The organism is Caballeronia sp. AZ1_KS37 (genome assembly GCF_023631165.1).
In the GTDB taxonomy this organism is placed as follows: domain Bacteria; phylum Pseudomonadota; class Gammaproteobacteria; order Burkholderiales; family Burkholderiaceae; genus Caballeronia; species Caballeronia zhejiangensis.
In genome coordinates this window covers 163398-181925 of sequence record NZ_JALQDP010000005.1, presented here as the reverse complement: position 1 = coordinate 181925, position 18528 = coordinate 163398, and the positions used below count along the sequence as shown (strand labels likewise).

At 64.9% G+C, this 18528-nt stretch carries 12 protein-coding genes; 5 read left to right on the top strand and 7 right to left on the bottom strand.

Translation table 11 applies throughout. The features are described 5' to 3' along the window. Positions 1-240: 240 nt before the first annotated feature. Positions 241-1122, bottom strand: coding sequence for a translation elongation factor Ts (gene tsf / locus NCS00_RS06175; RefSeq protein WP_008350087.1), 882 nt, complete (start codon positions 1120-1122; stop codon positions 241-243). A 140-nt stretch (positions 1123-1262) separates the two neighbouring features. Continuing rightward, positions 1263-2015: a 30S ribosomal protein S2 gene (gene rpsB / locus NCS00_RS06170; protein WP_008350088.1), complete on the bottom strand. Its 753-nt coding sequence runs from the start codon at positions 2013-2015 to the stop codon at positions 1263-1265. 384 nt (positions 2016-2399) lie between these two features. Here rpsB and map point away from each other — a divergent pair, with 384 nt between their 5' ends. The 4 genes from map (at position 2400) to NCS00_RS06150 (ending at position 8190) form a co-directional block, all read left to right on the top strand. After that, positions 2400-3209, top strand: a complete 810-nt coding sequence (map, locus tag NCS00_RS06165; RefSeq protein ID WP_008350089.1) for a type I methionyl aminopeptidase — start codon at positions 2400-2402, stop codon at positions 3207-3209. Positions 3210-3273: 64 nt separating this feature from the next. After that, the gene (locus NCS00_RS06160) at positions 3274-5859 is read left to right on the top strand and encodes a [protein-PII] uridylyltransferase (protein ID WP_250439616.1); all 2586 of its coding nucleotides are present in this window, start codon (positions 3274-3276) and stop codon (positions 5857-5859) included. A gap of 6 nt (positions 5860-5865) precedes the next feature. Then, positions 5866-7737 carry a pseudouridine synthase gene (locus tag NCS00_RS06155; RefSeq protein WP_250439614.1) on the top strand — a complete coding sequence of 624 codons (1872 nt, stop codon included), beginning with the start codon at positions 5866-5868 and terminating at the stop codon, positions 7735-7737. 216 nt (positions 7738-7953) lie between these two features. After that, on the top strand, positions 7954-8190 hold the full coding sequence (locus NCS00_RS06150; protein ID WP_008350092.1) for a hypothetical protein: 237 nt from the start codon (positions 7954-7956) through the stop codon (positions 8188-8190). A 72-nt stretch (positions 8191-8262) separates the two neighbouring features. Here NCS00_RS06150 and def read toward each other — a convergent pair whose 3' ends face one another. The 5 genes from def to NCS00_RS06125 form a co-directional block, all read right to left on the bottom strand. Then, complete coding sequence (def, locus tag NCS00_RS06145; RefSeq protein ID WP_008350093.1) at positions 8263-8796, bottom strand: peptide deformylase; 534 nt, start codon at positions 8794-8796, stop codon at positions 8263-8265. After that, positions 8793-10871 carry an NAD-dependent DNA ligase LigA gene (ligA, locus tag NCS00_RS06140; protein ID WP_008350094.1) on the bottom strand — a complete coding sequence of 693 codons (2079 nt, stop codon included), beginning with the start codon at positions 10869-10871 and terminating at the stop codon, positions 8793-8795. The genes def and ligA overlap by 4 nt, the downstream gene beginning before the upstream one ends. 192 nt (positions 10872-11063) lie before the next feature. Further along, entirely contained in the window at positions 11064-12323 is a 1260-nt protein-coding gene (locus NCS00_RS06135; RefSeq protein ID WP_250439612.1) for a cell division protein ZipA C-terminal FtsZ-binding domain-containing protein, read from the bottom strand. 175 nt (positions 12324-12498) lie between these two features. Beyond that, positions 12499-16014 (bottom strand): chromosome segregation protein SMC, encoded by a 3516-nt coding sequence (gene smc, locus NCS00_RS06130; RefSeq protein ID WP_250439609.1) that lies wholly within the window; start codon positions 16012-16014, stop codon positions 12499-12501. A gap of 124 nt (positions 16015-16138) precedes the next feature. After that, entirely contained in the window at positions 16139-17113 is a 975-nt protein-coding gene (locus NCS00_RS06125) for a DMT family transporter (protein ID WP_034472151.1), read from the bottom strand. A gap of 193 nt (positions 17114-17306) precedes the next feature. On the opposite strand from NCS00_RS06125, the gene dapC reads away from it, so the two are divergent. Next, positions 17307-18524: a succinyldiaminopimelate transaminase gene (gene dapC, locus NCS00_RS06120; RefSeq protein ID WP_175979979.1), complete on the top strand. Its 1218-nt coding sequence runs from the start codon at positions 17307-17309 to the stop codon at positions 18522-18524. Positions 18525-18528 lie beyond the last annotated feature (4 nt).

The window sequence follows — 18528 nt, the reverse complement described above, 5'->3', positions numbered from 1 at the left end:
ACTAAACTCATAGATCAAAAATCAGAGCACGATGTAAGAGCAAAGCCGCCGCGCCGCGCGCGGGCGCCCGGCGCCCCCCCCCCCCCCCCCCCCCCCCCCCCCCCCCCCCCCCCCCCCCCCGCTCTTCGTGCGAACCGGATCGCTGAATTCTTGCGGCGGGACGATCCGCCGCGGTACTGCGGGCCCGACGCGCGGCCGCGCCATGACAGCACACGCGTCTTAAACGAGCCTTAGCGTGCCTTAGGACTGCTTGGCCGCCGCGACTTGCGCCGCCACTTCGGCCGCGAAGTCGTCCTGACGCTTCTCGATGCCCTCGCCAACCACGAACAGCGCGAACTTCTGCACCGATGCGCCGGCCGCCTTCAGGTACTGCTCGATCGTCTGCTTATCGTTCTTCACGAACGGCTGGTTCAGCAGCGACACTTCCTTCAGGTACTTCTGAATCGAGCCGTCGACCATCTTCGCGACGATCTCGGCCGGCTTGCCCGACTCGGCAGCCTTCTGCTCGGCGATGCTGCGCTCCTTGGCGATCAGATCGGCCGGCACTTCGTCCGACGACAGCGAAACCGGCTTCATCGCGGCGACGTGCATCGCGACGTCCTTGCCGACTTGCTCGTCAGCGCCCGTGAATTCGACCAGAACGCCGATGCGCGTGCCGTGCAGGTACGACGCAACCTTGTTCGCGGAGTCGAAGCGCACGAAGCGGCGGATCGACAAGTTTTCGCCGATCTTGCCGACGAGCGCCAGACGCACTGCGTCGACCGTCGAGCTTTCGAGCGGCAGCGCCGACAGCGCGGCCACGTCGGCCGGGTTGTTCTTCGCGACCAGTTCAGCAATCGTCTTGCCGAAAGCCAGGAAGTCGTCGTTCTTCGCGACAAAGTCGGTTTCGCAGTTCAGCTCGACGAGCGCGCCCACGCCGCCTTCGACGTGCGCCGTCACGATACCTTCAGCCGTCACGCGCGATGCCGCCTTGCTCGCCTTGTTGCCGAGCTTCACGCGCAGCAACTCTTCCGCGCGCGCCATGTCGCCGTCGGCTTCCGTCAGCGCCTTCTTGCATTCCATCATCGGCGCATCGGTCTTCGCGCGCAGTTCTGCCACCATGCTTGCGGTAATTGCCGCCATCATTCGCTCCTTGAGTCTGTTTGATACGTGCCGCCGGCTTTACAGCCCGCCCACGGCAGGAAAATTGGCATGTCTATCGCGCCGACTAAAAAAAAGGGGCCTTTCGCAAAGCCCCCTTTTTTGTCGGCCACAGGGCTCGATTACGCCTCTGCGTTGACCTCGACGAACTCGTCGCCTTCGCCGTTACGGACAGCTTGCACAACGTCGTTCACCGCGTTGGCGCGGCCTTCGAGGATCGCGTCAGCGACGCCCTGAGCGTACAGCGCGACGGCCTTGGATGCGTCGTCGTTACCCGGGATCACGTAGTCGATGCCTTCCGGCGAGTGGTTCGTGTCGACCACGGCGATGACCGGAATGCCGAGCTTCTTCGCTTCGGTGACAGCAATCTTGTGGTAGCCGACGTCGATGACGAACATCGCGTCCGGAATGCCGCCCATGTCCTTGACGCCGCCGATCGACTTTTGCAGCTTGACCATTTCGCGCTCGAACAGAAGCGCTTCCTTCTTGCTCATCCGCTCGGTTTCACCCGATTCCAGCGCTGCTTCCATGTCCTTCAGGCGCTTGATCGAAACCTTCAGCGTCTTGAAGTTGGTCATCATGCCGCCGAGCCAGCGGGCGTTGACGAAAGGCATGCCGGCGCGCGCCGCTTCCTGCGCGATCGTGTCGCGCGACTGACGCTTCGTGCCGACGAAAAGGATCGTGCCGCGATTGGCTGCCAACTGGCGCACGTACTTCAGCGCGTCGTTGTAGAGCGGCAGGGTCTTTTCGAGGTTGATGATGTGAATCTTGTTGCGATGACCGAAGATGTACGGGGCCATCTTCGGGTTCCAGAAGCGGGTTTGGTGACCGAAGTGGACACCGGCTTCCAGCATTTGACGCATCGTGACTGCCATGAAAATTCTCCGCGAGGGTTGGGTCTTAAGCCGGCTGCCGCATCCCGCGCCCGGTTATCTTTGCTTTCCGGACGCCGGACACCCTGGGTGCGCCGGCTTGCGTATCGACTTGAACAGACTGGAACAACTAACACTAAGTTGCGTTTCACACCTGCAGGCACGATTGTCTTATGAAATCGTGACGACAATATGGATTACGACTTAGCCTGCGAGTATAGCATGTGAGGATTGGTCGGCTCAAGCAGCACGACCGATCCGAATTGCGCGCGCGTTTCGTGTTTCGCGGCCGCCCGCCTCGAACTATCCGGGTGCGGCGCATTTCCTAAGGTGCGATAATGCCGCTTTCGCGGCTCACTGCCGCATTGACGCATTCCGGGCCAAGTCATGTCCATTACGCTGAAAAACGAACACGATATCGCACAGATGCGCGTCGCCTGCCGGCTCGCCAGCGAAGTGCTCGATTTCATCACGCCGCATATCGTTCCCGGCGTGACCACCGAAGAACTCGATCGCCTTTGCCACGAATATATGGTGAAGGAACAAGGCACCGTTCCCGCACCGCTCAATTATCAGCCGCCCGGCTATCCGCCGTACCCGAAGGCCACGTGCATTTCCGTGAACGACGTGATCTGTCACGGCATCCCCGGCGAGAAAGTGCTGAAGAACGGCGACGCGCTCAATATCGACATCACCGTCATCAAGAACGGATATTTCGGCGACACGAGCCGCATGTTCATCGTCGGCGAGGGCTCGATTCTGGCGAAGCGCCTCGTGCAGACCACGTTCGACTGCATGTGGCTCGGCATCGATCAGGTGCGCCCTGGCGCGCATCTCGGCGATATCGGCGCGGCGATCCAGAAGCACGCGGAGTCGCAAGGCTACAGCGTCGTGCGGGAATATTGCGGCCACGGCATCGGCCAGGTGTTCCACGAGGAGCCGCAGGTGCTGCATTACGGCCGCGCGGGCACGGGCATCGAACTGGAGGCGGGCATGATCTTTACCGTCGAACCGATGATCAACGCCGGCCGCCGCGAAATCCGCACCATGCCGGATCAGTGGACCGTCAAGACGCGCGACCGCAGCCTCTCGGCGCAATGGGAGCACACGGTGCTCGTCACGCCGACGGGCTACGAAGTGCTGACCGTCTCGGCGGGCACGCAGGCGCCGTCGCAACTGATCGCGGCAACGGCCTGATTCTCCGTCTCCGCGCGCGCCCGCTTTCCCGCCGGCGCGCCCCCACCTCCTTTTTGGTCGATCCATGAGCGTCACCGCCGCTGTCGCCACGCCCTGTGAATCGTTGCGCGCCGCCTACAAGGCGGCGAAGGCGGCGCTCATCGAACGCTTTCAGTCCGGCTCGAACGTCGAACCGCTGATGCGCGCGCTCGCCCGCGCCACCGACGACGCCCTCAAAGGCGCGTGGTCCGCCTGCGACATGCCGGACAGCGCGGCGCTCGTTGCGGTCGGCGGCTACGGACGCGGCGAGCTCGCGCCCTACTCCGACGTCGACATTCTCGTCCTGCTGCCCGACGCATCGCCGCACGGCAGCGACGCGGAGCTCAACGGCCGCGTCGAGCGCTTCATCGGCATGGCGTGGGATCTCGGGCTCGATATCGGCAGCAGCGTGCGCTCGGTGGAGCAATGCATCGCCGAGGCGGGCAACGACATCACCGTGCAGACGTCGCTGCTCGAAGCGCGGCGCATCTGCGGCGATACGCAACTTTTTCAGCGCTTCTCGGCGCGCTACCACGAGACGCTCGATCCGCGCGCGTTCTTCCAGGCGAAGGTGCTGGAAATGCGCCAGCGGCACGCGAAGTTTCAGGACACGCCCTACAGCCTCGAGCCGAACATCAAGGAAAGTCCCGGCGGCCTGCGCGATCTGCAACTGATTCTCTGGATTGCGCGCGGAGCGGGTTTCGGCAGCAGCTGGCGCGAACTCGACACGCGCGGGCTCATCACCGAACGCGAAGCGCGCGAACTGCGCCGCAACGAAGGCTTCCTGAAGGCGCTGCGCGCGCGGTTGCACGTCATCGCGAAGCGCCGTCAGGACATTCTCGTCTTCGACCTGCAGACACCGCTCGCGGAAAGCTTCGGCTTCAAGGCGACCGCCGCCAAGCGCGCGAGCGAGCAGTTGATGCGCCGTTATTACTGGGCGGCGAAAGCCGTCACGCAGCTCGCGACCATCCTGATCCAGAACGTCGAAGCGCAGCTTTTTCCGTCGACGAGCGGCATCACGCGCGTCGTCAACGGGCGTTTCGTCGAGAAGCAAGGCATGCTGGAAATCGCCCGCGACGATGTCTTCGAGCGCGAGCCGCACGCCATTCTCGAAGCGTTTCTGCTGTACGAACAAACGCGCGGCATCAAGGGATTTTCGGCGCGCACGCTGCGGGCGATCTACAACGCGCGCGATCTGATGAACCGCGACTGGCGGCGCGACCCGGAAAACCGCCGGCTGTTCATGGAGATTCTCAAGCAGCCCGAAGGCATCACGCACGCGTTTCGCCTGATGAACCAGACGAGCGTGCTCGGGCGCTATCTGCTGAACTTCCGGCGCATCGTCGGACAGATGCAGCACGATCTCTATCACGTCTACACGGTCGATCAGCACATCCTGATGGTGCTGCGCAATCTGCGGCGCTTCGCGATCGCCGAGCACGCGCACGAATATCCGTTCTGCAGCCAGCTGATGGGCAATTTCGAGCGCCCGTGGGTGCTGTACGTCGCGGCGCTCTTTCACGATATCGCGAAAGGCCGCGGCGGCGATCATTCGACGCTCGGCATGGCCGATGCCCGGCGCTTCTGCCGCGAACACGACATCGGCGAGGAAGACACCGAGCTCGTCGTGTGGCTCGTGCAGCAGCATCTGACGATGAGTCAGGTCGCGCAGAAGCAGGACACGAGCGATCCGGACGTCATCAAGCAGTTCGCCTCCGTCGTGAAGACGGAACGCCGGCTCACGGCGCTGTATCTGCTGACCGTCGCCGATATCCGCGGCACGAGTCCGAAAGTCTGGAACAACTGGAAGGGCAAGCTGCTGGAAGATCTCTTCCGCGCGACGCAAGCCGTGCTCGGCGGCGCGCAGACCGACGCGCATTCGGAACTCAAATCGCGGCAGGAAGCGGCGCTCGCGCTGCTGCGGCTCGAAACGGTTCCCGAAGGCGCGCAGAAGCGGCTTTGGGATCAGCTCGACGTCGGCTATTTCCTGCGTCACGATCCGGCCGACATCGCGTGGCAGACGCGCGTGCTCTATCGGCACGTCGCGAGCGAGGAGCCGATCGTGCGGGCGCGGCCCTCGCCCATCGGCGCCGCGCTGCAGGTGCTCGTCTATCTGAAGGATCGGCCGGATCTTTTCGCCGGCATCTGCGCGTATTTCGACAAGAACGGGCTTTCCGTGCTCGATGCGCGCGTGACGACGACCCGCCACGGCTATGCGCTCGACAACTTCCTCGTGGCCCATCCGGACCACGACGGAAGTTATCGCGACATCGCCAATCTCGTCGAGCAGCAACTGGCCGCGCTGCTCACGGACGAGCGTATTCTCCCGGAACCGTCGAAGGGCCGCGTGTCGCGGCTCGTGCGTACGTTTCCGATCACGCCGCGCGTGGACTTGCGTCCCGACGATCGCGGCCAGTACTACATCCTGTCCGTGTCGGCGAACGACCGGCAGGGCCTTCTTTATTCGATCGCGCGCGTTCTGGCGCAACACCGGATCGGCGTGCAGGCGGCACGGATCAACACGCTCGGCGAACGCGTCGAAGACGTGTTTCTGCTCGACGGCAAGAGCCTGTCGAACAACCGCACCCAGATCCAGGTGGAAACCGAACTGCTGCGCGCGATCGCAGCCTGAGACTTTATGCGCGTCAAACTGACAGCCAAACATCCGCGTCCGACCTCGGCAACGCGTTCGCCGGTTCGAGCCGGCACGACCACCGGGCGCAAGCCCGTTCGCGCACCGTCGCCGGACGAGGCGCGTCCGAAGCGCTCGGGCCAACCGGCCGACAAGCGCAGCGACGCGCCGCGTGAGCCGCGTGCTTTCAAGCCGCGTGGTGACGATTCGCGTCCGGCGTTCGGTGAACGCGGTCCGCGCAAGTCGTTCGAGGGTCGTCCGCCTGCGCGTGGCGAGCGTCCGTCGGGTGGCGATGAACGTCGTCCGTTCAAACCGCGTGGCGATGATTCGCGTCCCGCGTTCGGTGAACGTGGTCCGCGCAAGTCGTTCGAGGGTCGTCCGCCTGCCCGTGGCGAGCGTCCGTCGGGTGGCGATGAACGTCGTCCGTTCAAACCGCGTGGTGACGATTCGCGTCCCGCCTTCGGTGAACGTGGTCCGCGCAAGTCGTTCGACGACAGGCCGCCGCGTGGCGAACGCGCGTCGGGCGGCGATGAACGTCGTCCGTTCAAACCGCGTGGCGATGATTCGCGTCCGGCGTTTGGCGAGCGTGGTCCGCGCAAGTCGTTCGACGACAGGCCGCCGCGTGGCGAACGCACATCGGGTAGCGATGAACGTCGCCCGTTCAAACCGCGTGGTGACGATTCGCGTCCGGCGTTTGGCGAGCGTGGTCCGCGCAGGTCGTTCGACGACAGGCCGCCGCGTGGCGAACGCGCGTCGGGCGCCGATGAACGTCGTCCCTTCAAACCGCGCGGCGACGATTCGCGTCCCGCTTTCGGTGAACGTGGTCCGCGCAAGTCGTTCGACGACAGGCCGCCGCGTGGCGAACGCGCATCGGGCGCCGATGAACGTCGTCCCTTCAAACCGCGCGGCGACGATTCGCGTCCCGCTTTCAACGAACGCGATCCGCGCAAGTCACGCGACGATCGCGCGCCCGGAGCGCGTCCCGCACGCCGCGATGAGAACGACCGTCCGTACGCCAGACGCGACGATCGCGGCGATACGCGCAAGCCAGCGGCGAAACCTGCGACGAAGCCCGCCGCGCCCGTCGCGGAGTCCGCGCCGAAGCATCGCGATCACCACGACGGCCTCGTGCGCCTGTCGAAAGTGATGTCGGAGCTCGGCCTCTGCTCGCGCCGTGAAGCCGACGAATGGATCGAGAAAGGCTGGGTGCTCGTCGACGGCGAAGTCATCGACACGCTCGGCACGCGCATCCGTCCGACGCAGAACATCGAAATCCTGCCCGCGGCGCATTCCGCGCAGGCGCGCCTCGTCACGATCCTGCTGCACAAGCCGGTCGGCTACGTCTCGGGTCAGGCGGAAGACGGCTACGAGCCCGCGGTCACGCTCATCAACCCGGCCAATCACTGGAACGAGGACCACTCGGGTGTGCGCTTCGCGCCGAGCCATCTGCGCACGCTCGCGCCGGCGGGCCGCCTGGACATCGACTCGACGGGACTTCTCGTGCTCACGCAGGACGGCCGCATCGCGAAACAACTGATCGGCGGCCACTCGGAAGTCGACAAGGAATACCTCGTGCGCGTGCGCTTCGGCGAGCATACGGTCGACGTCGATCAGCATTTCCCCGCCGAAAAACTCGCGCTCCTGCGTCACGGCCTCGAACTCGACGGCGTGCCGCTCAAGACCGCGCAGGTGAGCTGGCAAAACGGCGAACAACTGCGCTTCGTGCTCCGCGAAGGCAAGAAGCGGCAGATCCGCCGCATGTGCGAGCTCGTCGGACTGGAAGTGGTCGGTCTGAAGCGCATTCGCATGGGCCACGTGACGCTCGGCGCGCTGCCCCCCGGCCAGTGGCGCTATCTCGGCCCGAACGAGACTTTCTGAGCAAACCGAGCAGTTCGCGCGCACGTCGATCGAACGTTCGCGCGGCGTCGTATTGCGTCGCAAAAATGCGACGTTCCAGCAGAAAAAACGGCACGACGCAATTCCGGTCGTGCCGTTTCATTTTTGGCGGCTTTTTGGCTAAAGAAAATAAGTCATCGATCCGATAAACCAGACAGCAGGATCAGCAGCATTGAACGGCATTGATGGAGAATCGCCATGTCAGTTGAGATCATCGTTCGTGAGACGGGAACCGGTCTGGAGATCGTGAGTGGCCGGCGACGGCTCGAAGCCCTCCTCGCCCTGCGCGACGAAGTCGTCGTGACGAGCCCCGGCGTGGGTGAAATGGTGATCGCCCGTCTGCCCGACGGACGCCTGCAGGCATCCGCGAATCCGGAGCATGTCGCGCTGTTTCGTCAACCCGACGTCAGCGGCAATCCGAAAACGTTGGCGTAAAGAAAAAGCCGCTTCTCGCGAAAGCGGCTCTCCGTATTCAGGCTGATTCGTTGCGATTCCAACCGCGCGGCGTCAGTCGTCGCGCGCGGGATCGAGACCCGGAAACAGCACTTCGGTGAAGCCGAACTTCGAAAAGTCGGTGATACGCATCGGATAGAGCTTGCCGATCAGATGGTCGCACTCGTGCTGCACGACGCGCGCGTGAAAGCCCTCCGCGAGCCGTTCGATGGCTTTGCCGTACTGATCGAAACCCTGATAGCGGATCATCGAGAAACGCTGCACCGCGCCGCGCAAACCCGGCACGGACAGACAGCCTTCCCAACCCTCCTCCATGTCGTGTCCGTTCGGCGTGATGATCGGATTGATGAGGACCGTCTCCGGCACCGACGGCGCGTCCGGATAACGCTCGTTCTGCCCGAAGCCGAAGATCACCACCTGCAGATCGACGCCGATCTGCGGCGCGGCGAGCCCCGCGCCGTTGGCGTCGCGCATCGTATCGAACATATCCTGCACGAGCGCGTGCAGTTCGGGCGTGTCGAAATGCTCGACCGGCTGCGCGATACGCAAAAGCCGCGGATCGCCCATCTTCAGGATTTCGCGAATCATGGAGTGACTCCTTCCAAAAGCTTACGCATGGCCTCTTCGTCGAGAACAGGAACCCCGAGTTCCTCCGCCTTGGCGAGCTTGCTGCCCGCTTCCGCGCCCGCCACGACGTAGTCGGTCTTTTTCGATACGGAACCGGCAACCTTCGCACCCGCCGACTCCAGCATTTCCTTCGCTTCCTCGCGCGATAGCGTGGGCAGCGTGCCCGTCAGCACGACGGTCTTGCCGGCCAGCACGCCCTGCGGCGCTTTCGGCGCGGGCGGCCCTTCCGGCCACGACACCTTGACGCGCAACTGCTCGATCACATGCTTGTTGTGTTCTTCGCTGAAGAAATTGTGGATGGCCTCGGCGACGATCGGCCCGACATCGTTGACTTCGAGCAGCTCTTCGACCGAAGCAGCCATGATCGGATCGAGCGAGCCGAAATGCTTCGCGAGATCCTTCGCCGTCGATTCGCCCACGTGCCGGATGCCGAGCGCATAGATGAAGCGCGCGAGCGTCGTCTTCCTCGCTTTTTCGAGCGAATCGATCAGGTTCTGCGCGGATTTGTCGGCGAAACGGTCGAGCGCCGCGAGCGTCGAAAAGCCGAGATTAAACAGATCCGCGGGCGTACGCACGAGATTCTGCTCGACGAGTTGATCGATGATCTTCTCACCTAGCCCGTCGATATCGAGCGCGCGGCGCTGCGCGAAGTGCCACAGTGCCTGCTTGCGCTGAGCGGGACAGAACAACCCGCCCGTGCAGCGCGCGATCGCCTCGTCCGGCAGGCGCTCGATCTTCGAGCCGCAGACGGGGCACTCCGTCGGCATGACGAATTCGCGCGCGTCGGCGGGACGGCGCTCAAGAATGGCGCCGACGACTTCGGGGATCACGTCGCCCGCGCGGCGCACCGTGACCGTATCGCCGATGCGGATGTCCTTGCGCCGCACTTCGTCCTCGTTGTGCAACGTCGCGTTCGTGACCGTCGCACCGCCGACGAACACCGGCGCGAGACGCGCGACCGGCGTGATCGCGCCCGTTCGACCGACCTGCACGTCGATGGCGAGCAGTTGCGTCAGCGCTTCCTGCGCCGGGAATTTGTGCGCGAGCGCGAAACGCGGCGCGCGCGACACGAAGCCGAGCTTATCCTGCTCGTCGCGGCGGTCGACCTTGTAGACGACGCCGTCGATGTCGTACGGCAGCTTCTCGCGCTTCTCGCCGATCCGGTGGAAGAAAGCGAGCAAACCGTCGGCGCCTTCGACCACGGCGCGCTCCGCGTTCACCGGCAAGCCCATTTCCTTGTACCAGTCGAGCAACGCGGCGTGCGTCGCGGGCATCTCCGCGCCTTCGAGCACGCCGATGCCATAAGCGAAGAACGACAGCGAACGCTGCGCGGTCATTTTCGGATCGAGCTGACGCAAGCCGCCCGCCGCCGCGTTGCGCGGATTCGCGAACTCGCGCTGGCCCGCTTCGCGCTGACGCGCATTCAGGCGCTCGAAATCGCGCTTGAACATCAGCACTTCGCCGCGCACGTCGAGCCGTTTCGGCACGTTCTTGCCCTTCAGCGTGAGCGGAACCGAGCGGATGGTGCGTACGTTCGCCGTCACGTCCTCGCCCGTCGCGCCGTCGCCGCGCGTCGCGGCCTGCACGAAATGGCCGTCCTCGTAACGCAGGGAAATGGCGAGACCATCGAACTTGAGCTCGCACGCATATTCGACGCTCGCGTGGCCCAGCGCGTCGGACACGCGCTTGTCGAATGCGGCGATGTCCTCGTCCGCGAAGCCGTTGTTGAGCGAAAGCATCGGCACGTCATGGACGACCGGCGTGAATCCTTCGGCGACTTCGCCGCCCACGCGCTGCGTCGGCGAATCCGGCGTGATCAGATCCGGATGCTCGGTCTCGATGCCCTGAAGTTCCTTGAAGAGCGTGTCGTACTCGGCGTCGGGCAGATCCGGCTGATCCAGTACGTAATACGCGTAGTTCGCGCGTTCCAGTTCCGAACGCAGCCACGCCGCGCGCTCGGCCGGACGAGCGGCGCTGGGCACGGCGGCGCCCGACTTCGCGGTCGCGGCGGATTCGGCTTTTGATTTTGCGGACATGCGGCTTCGAGAAAGTAGGTAAGTCAGTCAACCGACCGTTCGATTGTCTCAGAAGATCTGTAAATCGTGGCCTCGGCCAAACGGCCTAAGTGCGGGCGTCGGTGCGGCGGCGCGCACGCAAAGAAAAGCGCCCCGGCTGGGGCGCGATTCTCCTGGCAAGCGAGCGCCTTGCCGACTGCGCGCAGCAAAAAATTACTGGCTGAAAAGACGCCGCGTCGCGGGCGAGCCGGCCGGAATGCCCGCCTGCTCCAGCTTCGCGTAGAGCGTCATCAACTGCTTCTCGATGGCGAGCAGCGCGGACTCCGGCAAGGGCCGGCGCTGGTCGTCGACGACACGCGCGCCGATACGCTCCGACAGCGACTTCGCGTAATCGCACATCAGGCGGAACGGCAGGATGTCTTCGTCGGCGACGGGCACGTCGAGCACCAGCGTGATCATCTGCCCGCCCTTGTAGGTGAGGTCGTCGCGCAGGAAGTTCGTGTCGCCGAACTGGAGCATGAAGACCGGATTCTGCTTCGCGTCGAGTTTGACGAAGCGTGTGCCGTCGCGCGAGAGCAAAAGGCCGTCTTGCGACGCCACCGCCTGCACGTAGTTCGCGGACCACGGCGCGCCGTCGGAGAGGATGTTGATCGAGAGCTGCGCGTCGCATTGCGCGGCGAACGCGTCCAGCTCGCGCGCCATGCCGACGGTTTCCATCATGTCGGGGAATTCGGGCGCGCCGTCGATGGCGTCGGCAAGCCGCTGCACGCCGGTCACGAACTCCGAGAATTCGAGTTCGTTGAGCGGGCCGCTGCGGTTCGCGAGTTGCGCGGCCGCGCGCAACTCCTCGTAGCGCACGCCGTTTCGCGGCAACTCCCACGCGCTGTCGCCTTCGGCCTTGCCTTCGATCGTCACGGGCTTCGTGCCCGTGCGGCGCAGGCGCTGCGCAAGCGGAATCACGCGATCGCCCGCAACCGGCGCGGCGAGGCGAATCGGCACGACACAATCGATGCGGCGATCGACGACCGCCGGCGGCGCCTGCGAAATCGTCGTCGCGGCGGGCATCACCGGTTCGGTGCGCTCGTCTTCGGTGGCACTTGGCGCTTCCTCGGACGCGCCATTGGCGGACGTCGCCTCGGCCTGGAGATCGACGGCGGTATCGGCAGGCGCGACGGGAGCCGCCGCCGTCGACTCGTTCGCCGTGCCGAAGCTCGGCTCGACACGCGTATCGCGCGGTTCGGCATCGGCGCCATCGGCGCCGCCCGCTACGGGCTCGCGCCGCGACTGACGCACGGGCTCGATGAACGGCTGCTCATCGTCCGCTTCCTGGCGCGCGAGCGCATCCGCCGCTTCGTCCGGCATCGGACGCGGCATCTTGCGACGCACCTTCGCGCTCTGCCACGCGTTGTACACGACCACGCCGCCCACCACCACGGCTCCGGCTCCAATCAAACCGAGTGTCAACTCGTCCATGCAGGCTCCATCATTCTTTTAAGTTACGAAGCGCCGCGCGATCTGTCGCGCGCATCGCCGCGTTCCGGCTTCTCGCCGCCGCCTGGCCGATGCGCGCCACTCCGCGCCTTGACGCACGCTGCCGGAAACCTCGTCCGGCCCTTTCACTCAATCAAACTCTCGCGAGCGCGATGCTTCAGCCGTTCTGCGCGAAGCCCGCCGCCGCTTCCATGTCCACCGCGACGATGCGCGACACGCCCTGCTCCTGCATCGTCACGCCGATCAGTTGCTGCGCCATTTCCATCGCGATCTTGTTGTGCGAGATGAACAGGAACTGCGTCTTGGCCGACATCGCGCGCACGAGGTTCGCGAAGCGCTCGGTGTTGGCGTCGTCGAGCGGCGCGTCGACTTCGTCGAGCAGACAGAACGGCGCAGGGTTCAACTGGAACATCGCGAACACGAGCGCGGTCGCGGTCAGCGCCTTTTCGCCGCCCGAAAGCAGGTGAATCGTCGAATTCTTCTTGCCGGGCGGCTGCGCCATGACCTGCACGCCGGCGTCGAGGATTTCATCGCCGGTCATGATGAGCTTCGCCTGACCGCCGCCGAAAAGGCGCGGGAACAGTTCGCCGAAGTGACGGTTCACTTCGTCGAAGGTGCCTTGCAGCAGCGCGCGCGTTTCCTGATCGATCTTCTGGATCGCGTCTTCCAGCGTGCCGATGGCGTCGTTCAGATCCGCGGACTGCGCGTCGAGGAAATGCTTGCGCTCGGTCGCTGCTGCGAGTTCCTCGAGCGCGGCCATGTTGACCGGGCCGAGCGCGTTGATCGCGTTGTTCAGCCGCGTGACTTCGCCCTGCAGATACGACGGCTTCATGTCCGGCGTGAGCTTTTCGGCGAGCTCGGCTTCATCGACGCCGGCTGCTTGCAACTGCTCGACGAACTGCTCGCCGCTGATGCGCGCCGCCTGCTCCTTCAGTTGCAACTCGTTGATCTTGTCGCGCAGCGGCTGCAGCGAACGTTCGGCCATGAGGCGCTGCTCGTCGGCCTGACGCAGACGCGCGGTCAGATCGTCAAGTTCGACGCGCGCCGCATGCAGCGCTTCCTCGCGCGCCGCGCGCACTTCGAGCGCGTCCTGCAGGCCGGTCTGCGCGGTCTGTTCGTTGATGGTTTCGAGTTCGGCGCGCGCGTCTTCCAGCGTGCCCGCGATGCGCTCGCTCTGATCGTGCGCCGTCTCGATATTGCGCTTGTATTCGTCGATCTTCGCGGCGAGGCCGCGCACGGCGAAGCTGGCATCGCTCGCGGCGCGTTCCAGTTCGCGCAGTTCATGGCGCGCGTTCGTGAGTTCCTCGTCGAGCGACTCGAACGCAAGCTGGTTGTCTTCGAAACGCGCCTGCAATTGCGCGATTTCGCCATCGTGACGTTCGAACGCGGCTTCCGATTCGGCGCGCAAGGCACGCTGCTCGTCGATCTGCGCGGCGATCTCTTCGAGCTCCTCGCCGATCTGCGTGTTGCGCTGCGTATAGCGTTCGTGCGCCTGCGCGAGCTTGAGCACGTCCATCTGCAACGCGTGCACGCGCTGCGTCGCGCGTTCAGCGGCGGCGCGCGCTTCCGCGAGCGTCTGCGAGCCTTGCGTGTGGGCGGCATCGGCACGCAAGGCGTTGGCCTTGGCTTCATCGGACAGCAAAGCCTGCGCGCGCACCTGCTTCGTCAGATTCTCGATTTCCTGCGCACGCGCGAGCATGCCCGACTGCTCGGAATCCGACGCGTAAAGCTGCACGCCCACGCGCGTCACGATATGCCCCGCCTTCACGACGAACGCGGCGCCATCCGGCAACTGATTGCGCGAAGCGAGCGCCTGCGCGAGATCGTCGGCGACGAAAGTCGTGGCGAGCCATTCGTTGAGCACGGCGCGCAGGCCCGGATCGTCGATGCGCACGAGCGACAGCAGCGAGCGCAAGCCTTGCGGCGCGTCGACCGGCTTTCCCGCGACGGGCGGCGAGTAGAACGCGAGCTTGGCGGGCGGCGCATCCGTGGCGAACGCCTTGACCCAATCCAGATTCGATACTTCCAGCGCGGCGAGACGCTCCCGCAGCACGGATTCGAGCGCCGCTTCCCAGCCGGTCTCGACGTGCAGCTTCTTCCACAGACGCGGCAGCGCGCCGAGCTCGTGCTTGTCGAGCCACGGCTGGACCTTGCCTTCCGTCTGCACGCTTTCCTGAAGCTGCTTCAACGCGGCGAGGCGCGCTTCGAGCTGATGGATCTGCGCGCTTTCCTTCTGCACGCGTTCCTGCGCGGCGCGGCGGTCGGCGTCCAGACGCGGCACGGTTTCCTGCGCATCGGCGAGACGCGCTTGTGCTTCGGCGAGAATCTCTTCGTTTTCCGCGAGCTGCATGCGCAACTCTTCGAGATGCGCTTCGTCGGGCGCGTCCAGACCGCTCGCCTCGCTCTTCAGACGCTCCTGACGCTGCTGCAATTGCTGAAGCTGCTGATCCGCGTTGCGCTGATGCGCCGCTTCGAGCTTGAGCGCCTGTTCGGCGCGCGCGATGCCCGCGCGCTCTTCGTTCAATTGCGCTTGTGCGTCGCGCCAGCGCGCTTCGAGCGCGGGGAGCGCGTCGTGTTTCGCGGCGGCATTTTCCTGCGCGATCGCGGCCTTTTCTTCGCCTTCGGCGAGCGCTTCGGTCGCGGTATCGATTTCGTCGCGCGCCTTTTGCGCCTGCACCTGCCATTGCTCGCGCTGCGCGGTGAGCGCGGCGATCTGCGCCTGCACGCGATTGCGCGACTCGACGATGAAGCGGATCTCCGCTTCGAGCCTGCTCACTTCGGCATTGGCTTCGTAGAGCGAGCCTTGCGCGCCTTGCATCGCGTCGCTCGCGCTGTAGTGCGCGACGCGCAGCGTTTCCAGTTGCGCTTCGACTTCACGCAGACGCGCCGTCTGCGCTTCGAGCTCGACCTGGGCCTCGCGAATCGCGCGCTGCTGACGCTCGGCTTCGTTGCCCGCTTCCTTCTTGCGCAAGAGCCACAGAAGGCGTTGCTTCTCTTCGCCTTCGGCCTGCAGTTCCTTGTACTTCGTCGCGACGACCGCCTGCGCTTCGAGCTTTTCGAGGTTCGTCGACAGCTCGCGGATGATGTCTTCGACGCGCGTCAGGTTCTCGCGCGTGTCATGCAGACGGTTCTCCGTCTCGCGGCGGCGCTCCTTGTACTTCGACACGCCCGCGGCTTCTTCGAGGAACACGCGCAGCTCTTCGGGCTTCGCCTCGATGATGCGCGCGATCATGCCCTGCCCGATGATCGCGTAGGCGCGCGGGCCGAGACCCGTGCCGAGGAAGATGTCCTGGATGTCGCGACGGCGCGCGGGCAGATTGTTGATGTAGTAGCTGGAAGTGCCGTCGCGCGTGAGCACGCGCTTCACGGCGATTTCGCCGTAGGCGCTCCATTGACCGGCGGCGCGGCCGTCGCCGTTATCGAAAATGAGTTCGACGCTAGCCCGGCTGCCGGGTTTGCGCGCCGTCGATCCGTTGAAGATCACGTCCTGCATCGATTCGCCGCGCAACTCGGAGGCGCGCGATTCGCCGAGCACCCAGCGCACCGCATCGATGATATTGGACTTGCCACAGCCGTTCGGCCCGACGACGCCGACCAGTTGGCCGGGGACCTGGAAATGCGTGGGATCGACGAAGGACTTGAAGCCAGCGAGTTTTATCGAGGTCAGACGCACGGCGATATCGCTGTTTTGAATGAGTGACGGAGGATATATGGCGGACAGGCCGCAGCGCGGCCCGTCGTTTCCCGGCCGCGCGGCAGTGAAGCACCATCAACTGGCCCGGCGAAAGCGGACTCCATCATACCATCGCGCGAGTCGATTTCTTTTTGCTTTCCGGCACTTCTATCGCGATGTCGGACGCTGCGGACGAAGGCGAGCGCGCTGCCCGCGGCCGATGCACCCACGCCGACAGCACGCATGCAACGACGATGCACGCGCCGCCCGCCCATTCTCGCGCGCCGGGGACTTCGCCTGCGAAGAGCCACGCCGACAGCGCCGTGACGACGAGTTCGAACAGCATGATGATCGACGCACGATTGGCCGGCACGCGCGCGAGGCCGAGTTGCACGATCATGTTGTTGCCGGCGAGCACGACGCCCAGCCCGATCACGATCAGGCTCACGGTCGGCAAGAGAGCGGCTGCGGGCGGCGCGGGCATCGGCTCGAACAGCGTGACGATGGACGCGATGAGCGCCGCGCCGCCGAAGATCACCGCCGTGCGCATCTCGGGCTTCATCGCGGGCAGCGTACGGGTGACTTTCACGACGAGCACGTTGCTCATCGCGAAGCCCATGCCGCCCATCAGACCCGACCATTCGGCGAGATCGGCCGGCAGCGGCATGCCGAGTTCGGGCGACCAGAGCATGGTGACCGCGCCCGCGAGCGAGAGGAGCGAGAGCGCGGCGTCGGCGCGCGTGAGACGCTCTTTCAGGATGAAGTGCGCGAAGATCGCGGTCCACGCGGGCGTCAGATAGAAGAGCAGCAGCACGCGCATCACCTGACCGTGGATCGCGCCCCACACGAAACCGATATTGGTCACGCCCGCGGCCACGCCGAGCCCGACGAGCAGCCAGTGCCACGACAGCGTACTGATCGAGCGGCGTTTCGCGACGAGCACGAAGACGCACGCGGCGGCGCTCGTCGTCGCGCTCGCGGCCGTGCCGGAGAGGCCCATGGCGGCAAGCATCCGCATCGGATACCAGACGAGGCCCCACACCGACGCGCCGAGCATGATTGCGAGCGTCGGCCATGCATTGCGCACGCTGCTCGTCATCGAGATGGTCCTTGCATTGCGTCCGGCATCACTCGTGTTTTCGTCCTTCGTGGCGCGCGCCGCCCGCCGTTTCCGGCGCGACGCCACGCGCTATAATCGTGAGTTCGTTTCACGTCCGTTCGATTCTTCCGATTGCCGCGCTCGCAGGCGCTTCTCGCCTCGCGCGCATCGCTCACTGCTTACCGGTCACGCCGTGAATCCACTTCTCGAGAAACTTCAGTCTTATCCATTCGAAAAGCTTCGTCTGCTCTTCAAGGGCATCGAGCCGCGCGCGGGATTCACGCCGATCAGCTTCGGCATCGGCGAGCCGAAGCATCCGACGCCCGCGCTGATCCGCGATGCGGTGATCGATTCGCTCGACGGCCTCGCGAGCTACCCGGCGACGCTCGGCAGCGAGCCGTTGCGCCGCGCGATCGCGGCATGGGTGATGCAGCGTTACGGCCTCGAATCGATCGATCCGGCAACCGAAGTGCTGCCTGTCTCCGGCTCGCGCGAGGCGCTTTTCGCGCTCGCGCAGACCGTGATCGACAGCCGCACGAACAAGGCCGCAGAACCGCCCATCGTACTCTGTCCGAACCCGTTCTATCAAATCTACGAAGGCGCGGCCCTGCTCGCGGGCGCCGAGCCGTACTTCGTCAACAGCGATCCGGCGCGCAACTTCGCGTGCGATTACTCGGCGGTGCCCGAAGAGATCTGGGCGCGCACGCAACTGCTCTACGTCTGCTCGCCGGGCAACCCGACGGGCGCCGTGCTCACGCTCGAAAACTGGCGCGAACTCTTCGCGCTGTCGGACAGGCACGGCTTCGTGATCGCATCGGACGAGTGTTATTCGGAGATCTATTTCGACGAAAGCAATCCGCCGCTCGGCGGCCTCGAAGCCGCGCGGCTGCTCAATCGCAACTTCGACCGTCTCGTGATGCTGTCGAGCCTGTCCAAGCGCTCGAACGTGCCGGGCATGCGTTCGGGCTTCGTCGCGGGCGATGCGTCGATCCTGAAGGACTTCCTGCTCTATCGCACGTATCACGGCGCGGCGCTGTCGACGGTGTTTCAGCGCGCGAGCATCGTCGCGTGGCAGGATGAAACGCACGTGCGCGACAACCGCGCGCAGTATCTGAAAAAATTCCAGACGGTCACGCCGATGCTCGCGGACGTCCTCGACGTGCGTTTGCCCGACGCCGCGTTCTACCTCTGGGCGAACGTTTCGGGCACCGGGCTCACCGATACCCAGTTCGCTGCACGCCTTTACGCCGACTATAATGTGACGGTTCTGCCGGGCTCCTTTCTCGCTCGCACGGCGCACGGCACGAATCCCGGCGAAGGTTTCGTGCGCATCGCGCTCGTCGCTGAAACCGGGGAATGTGTCGAAGGCGCTCGCCGCATCGTCGAATTCTGCCGCACGCTCAGTTCCTGACAAA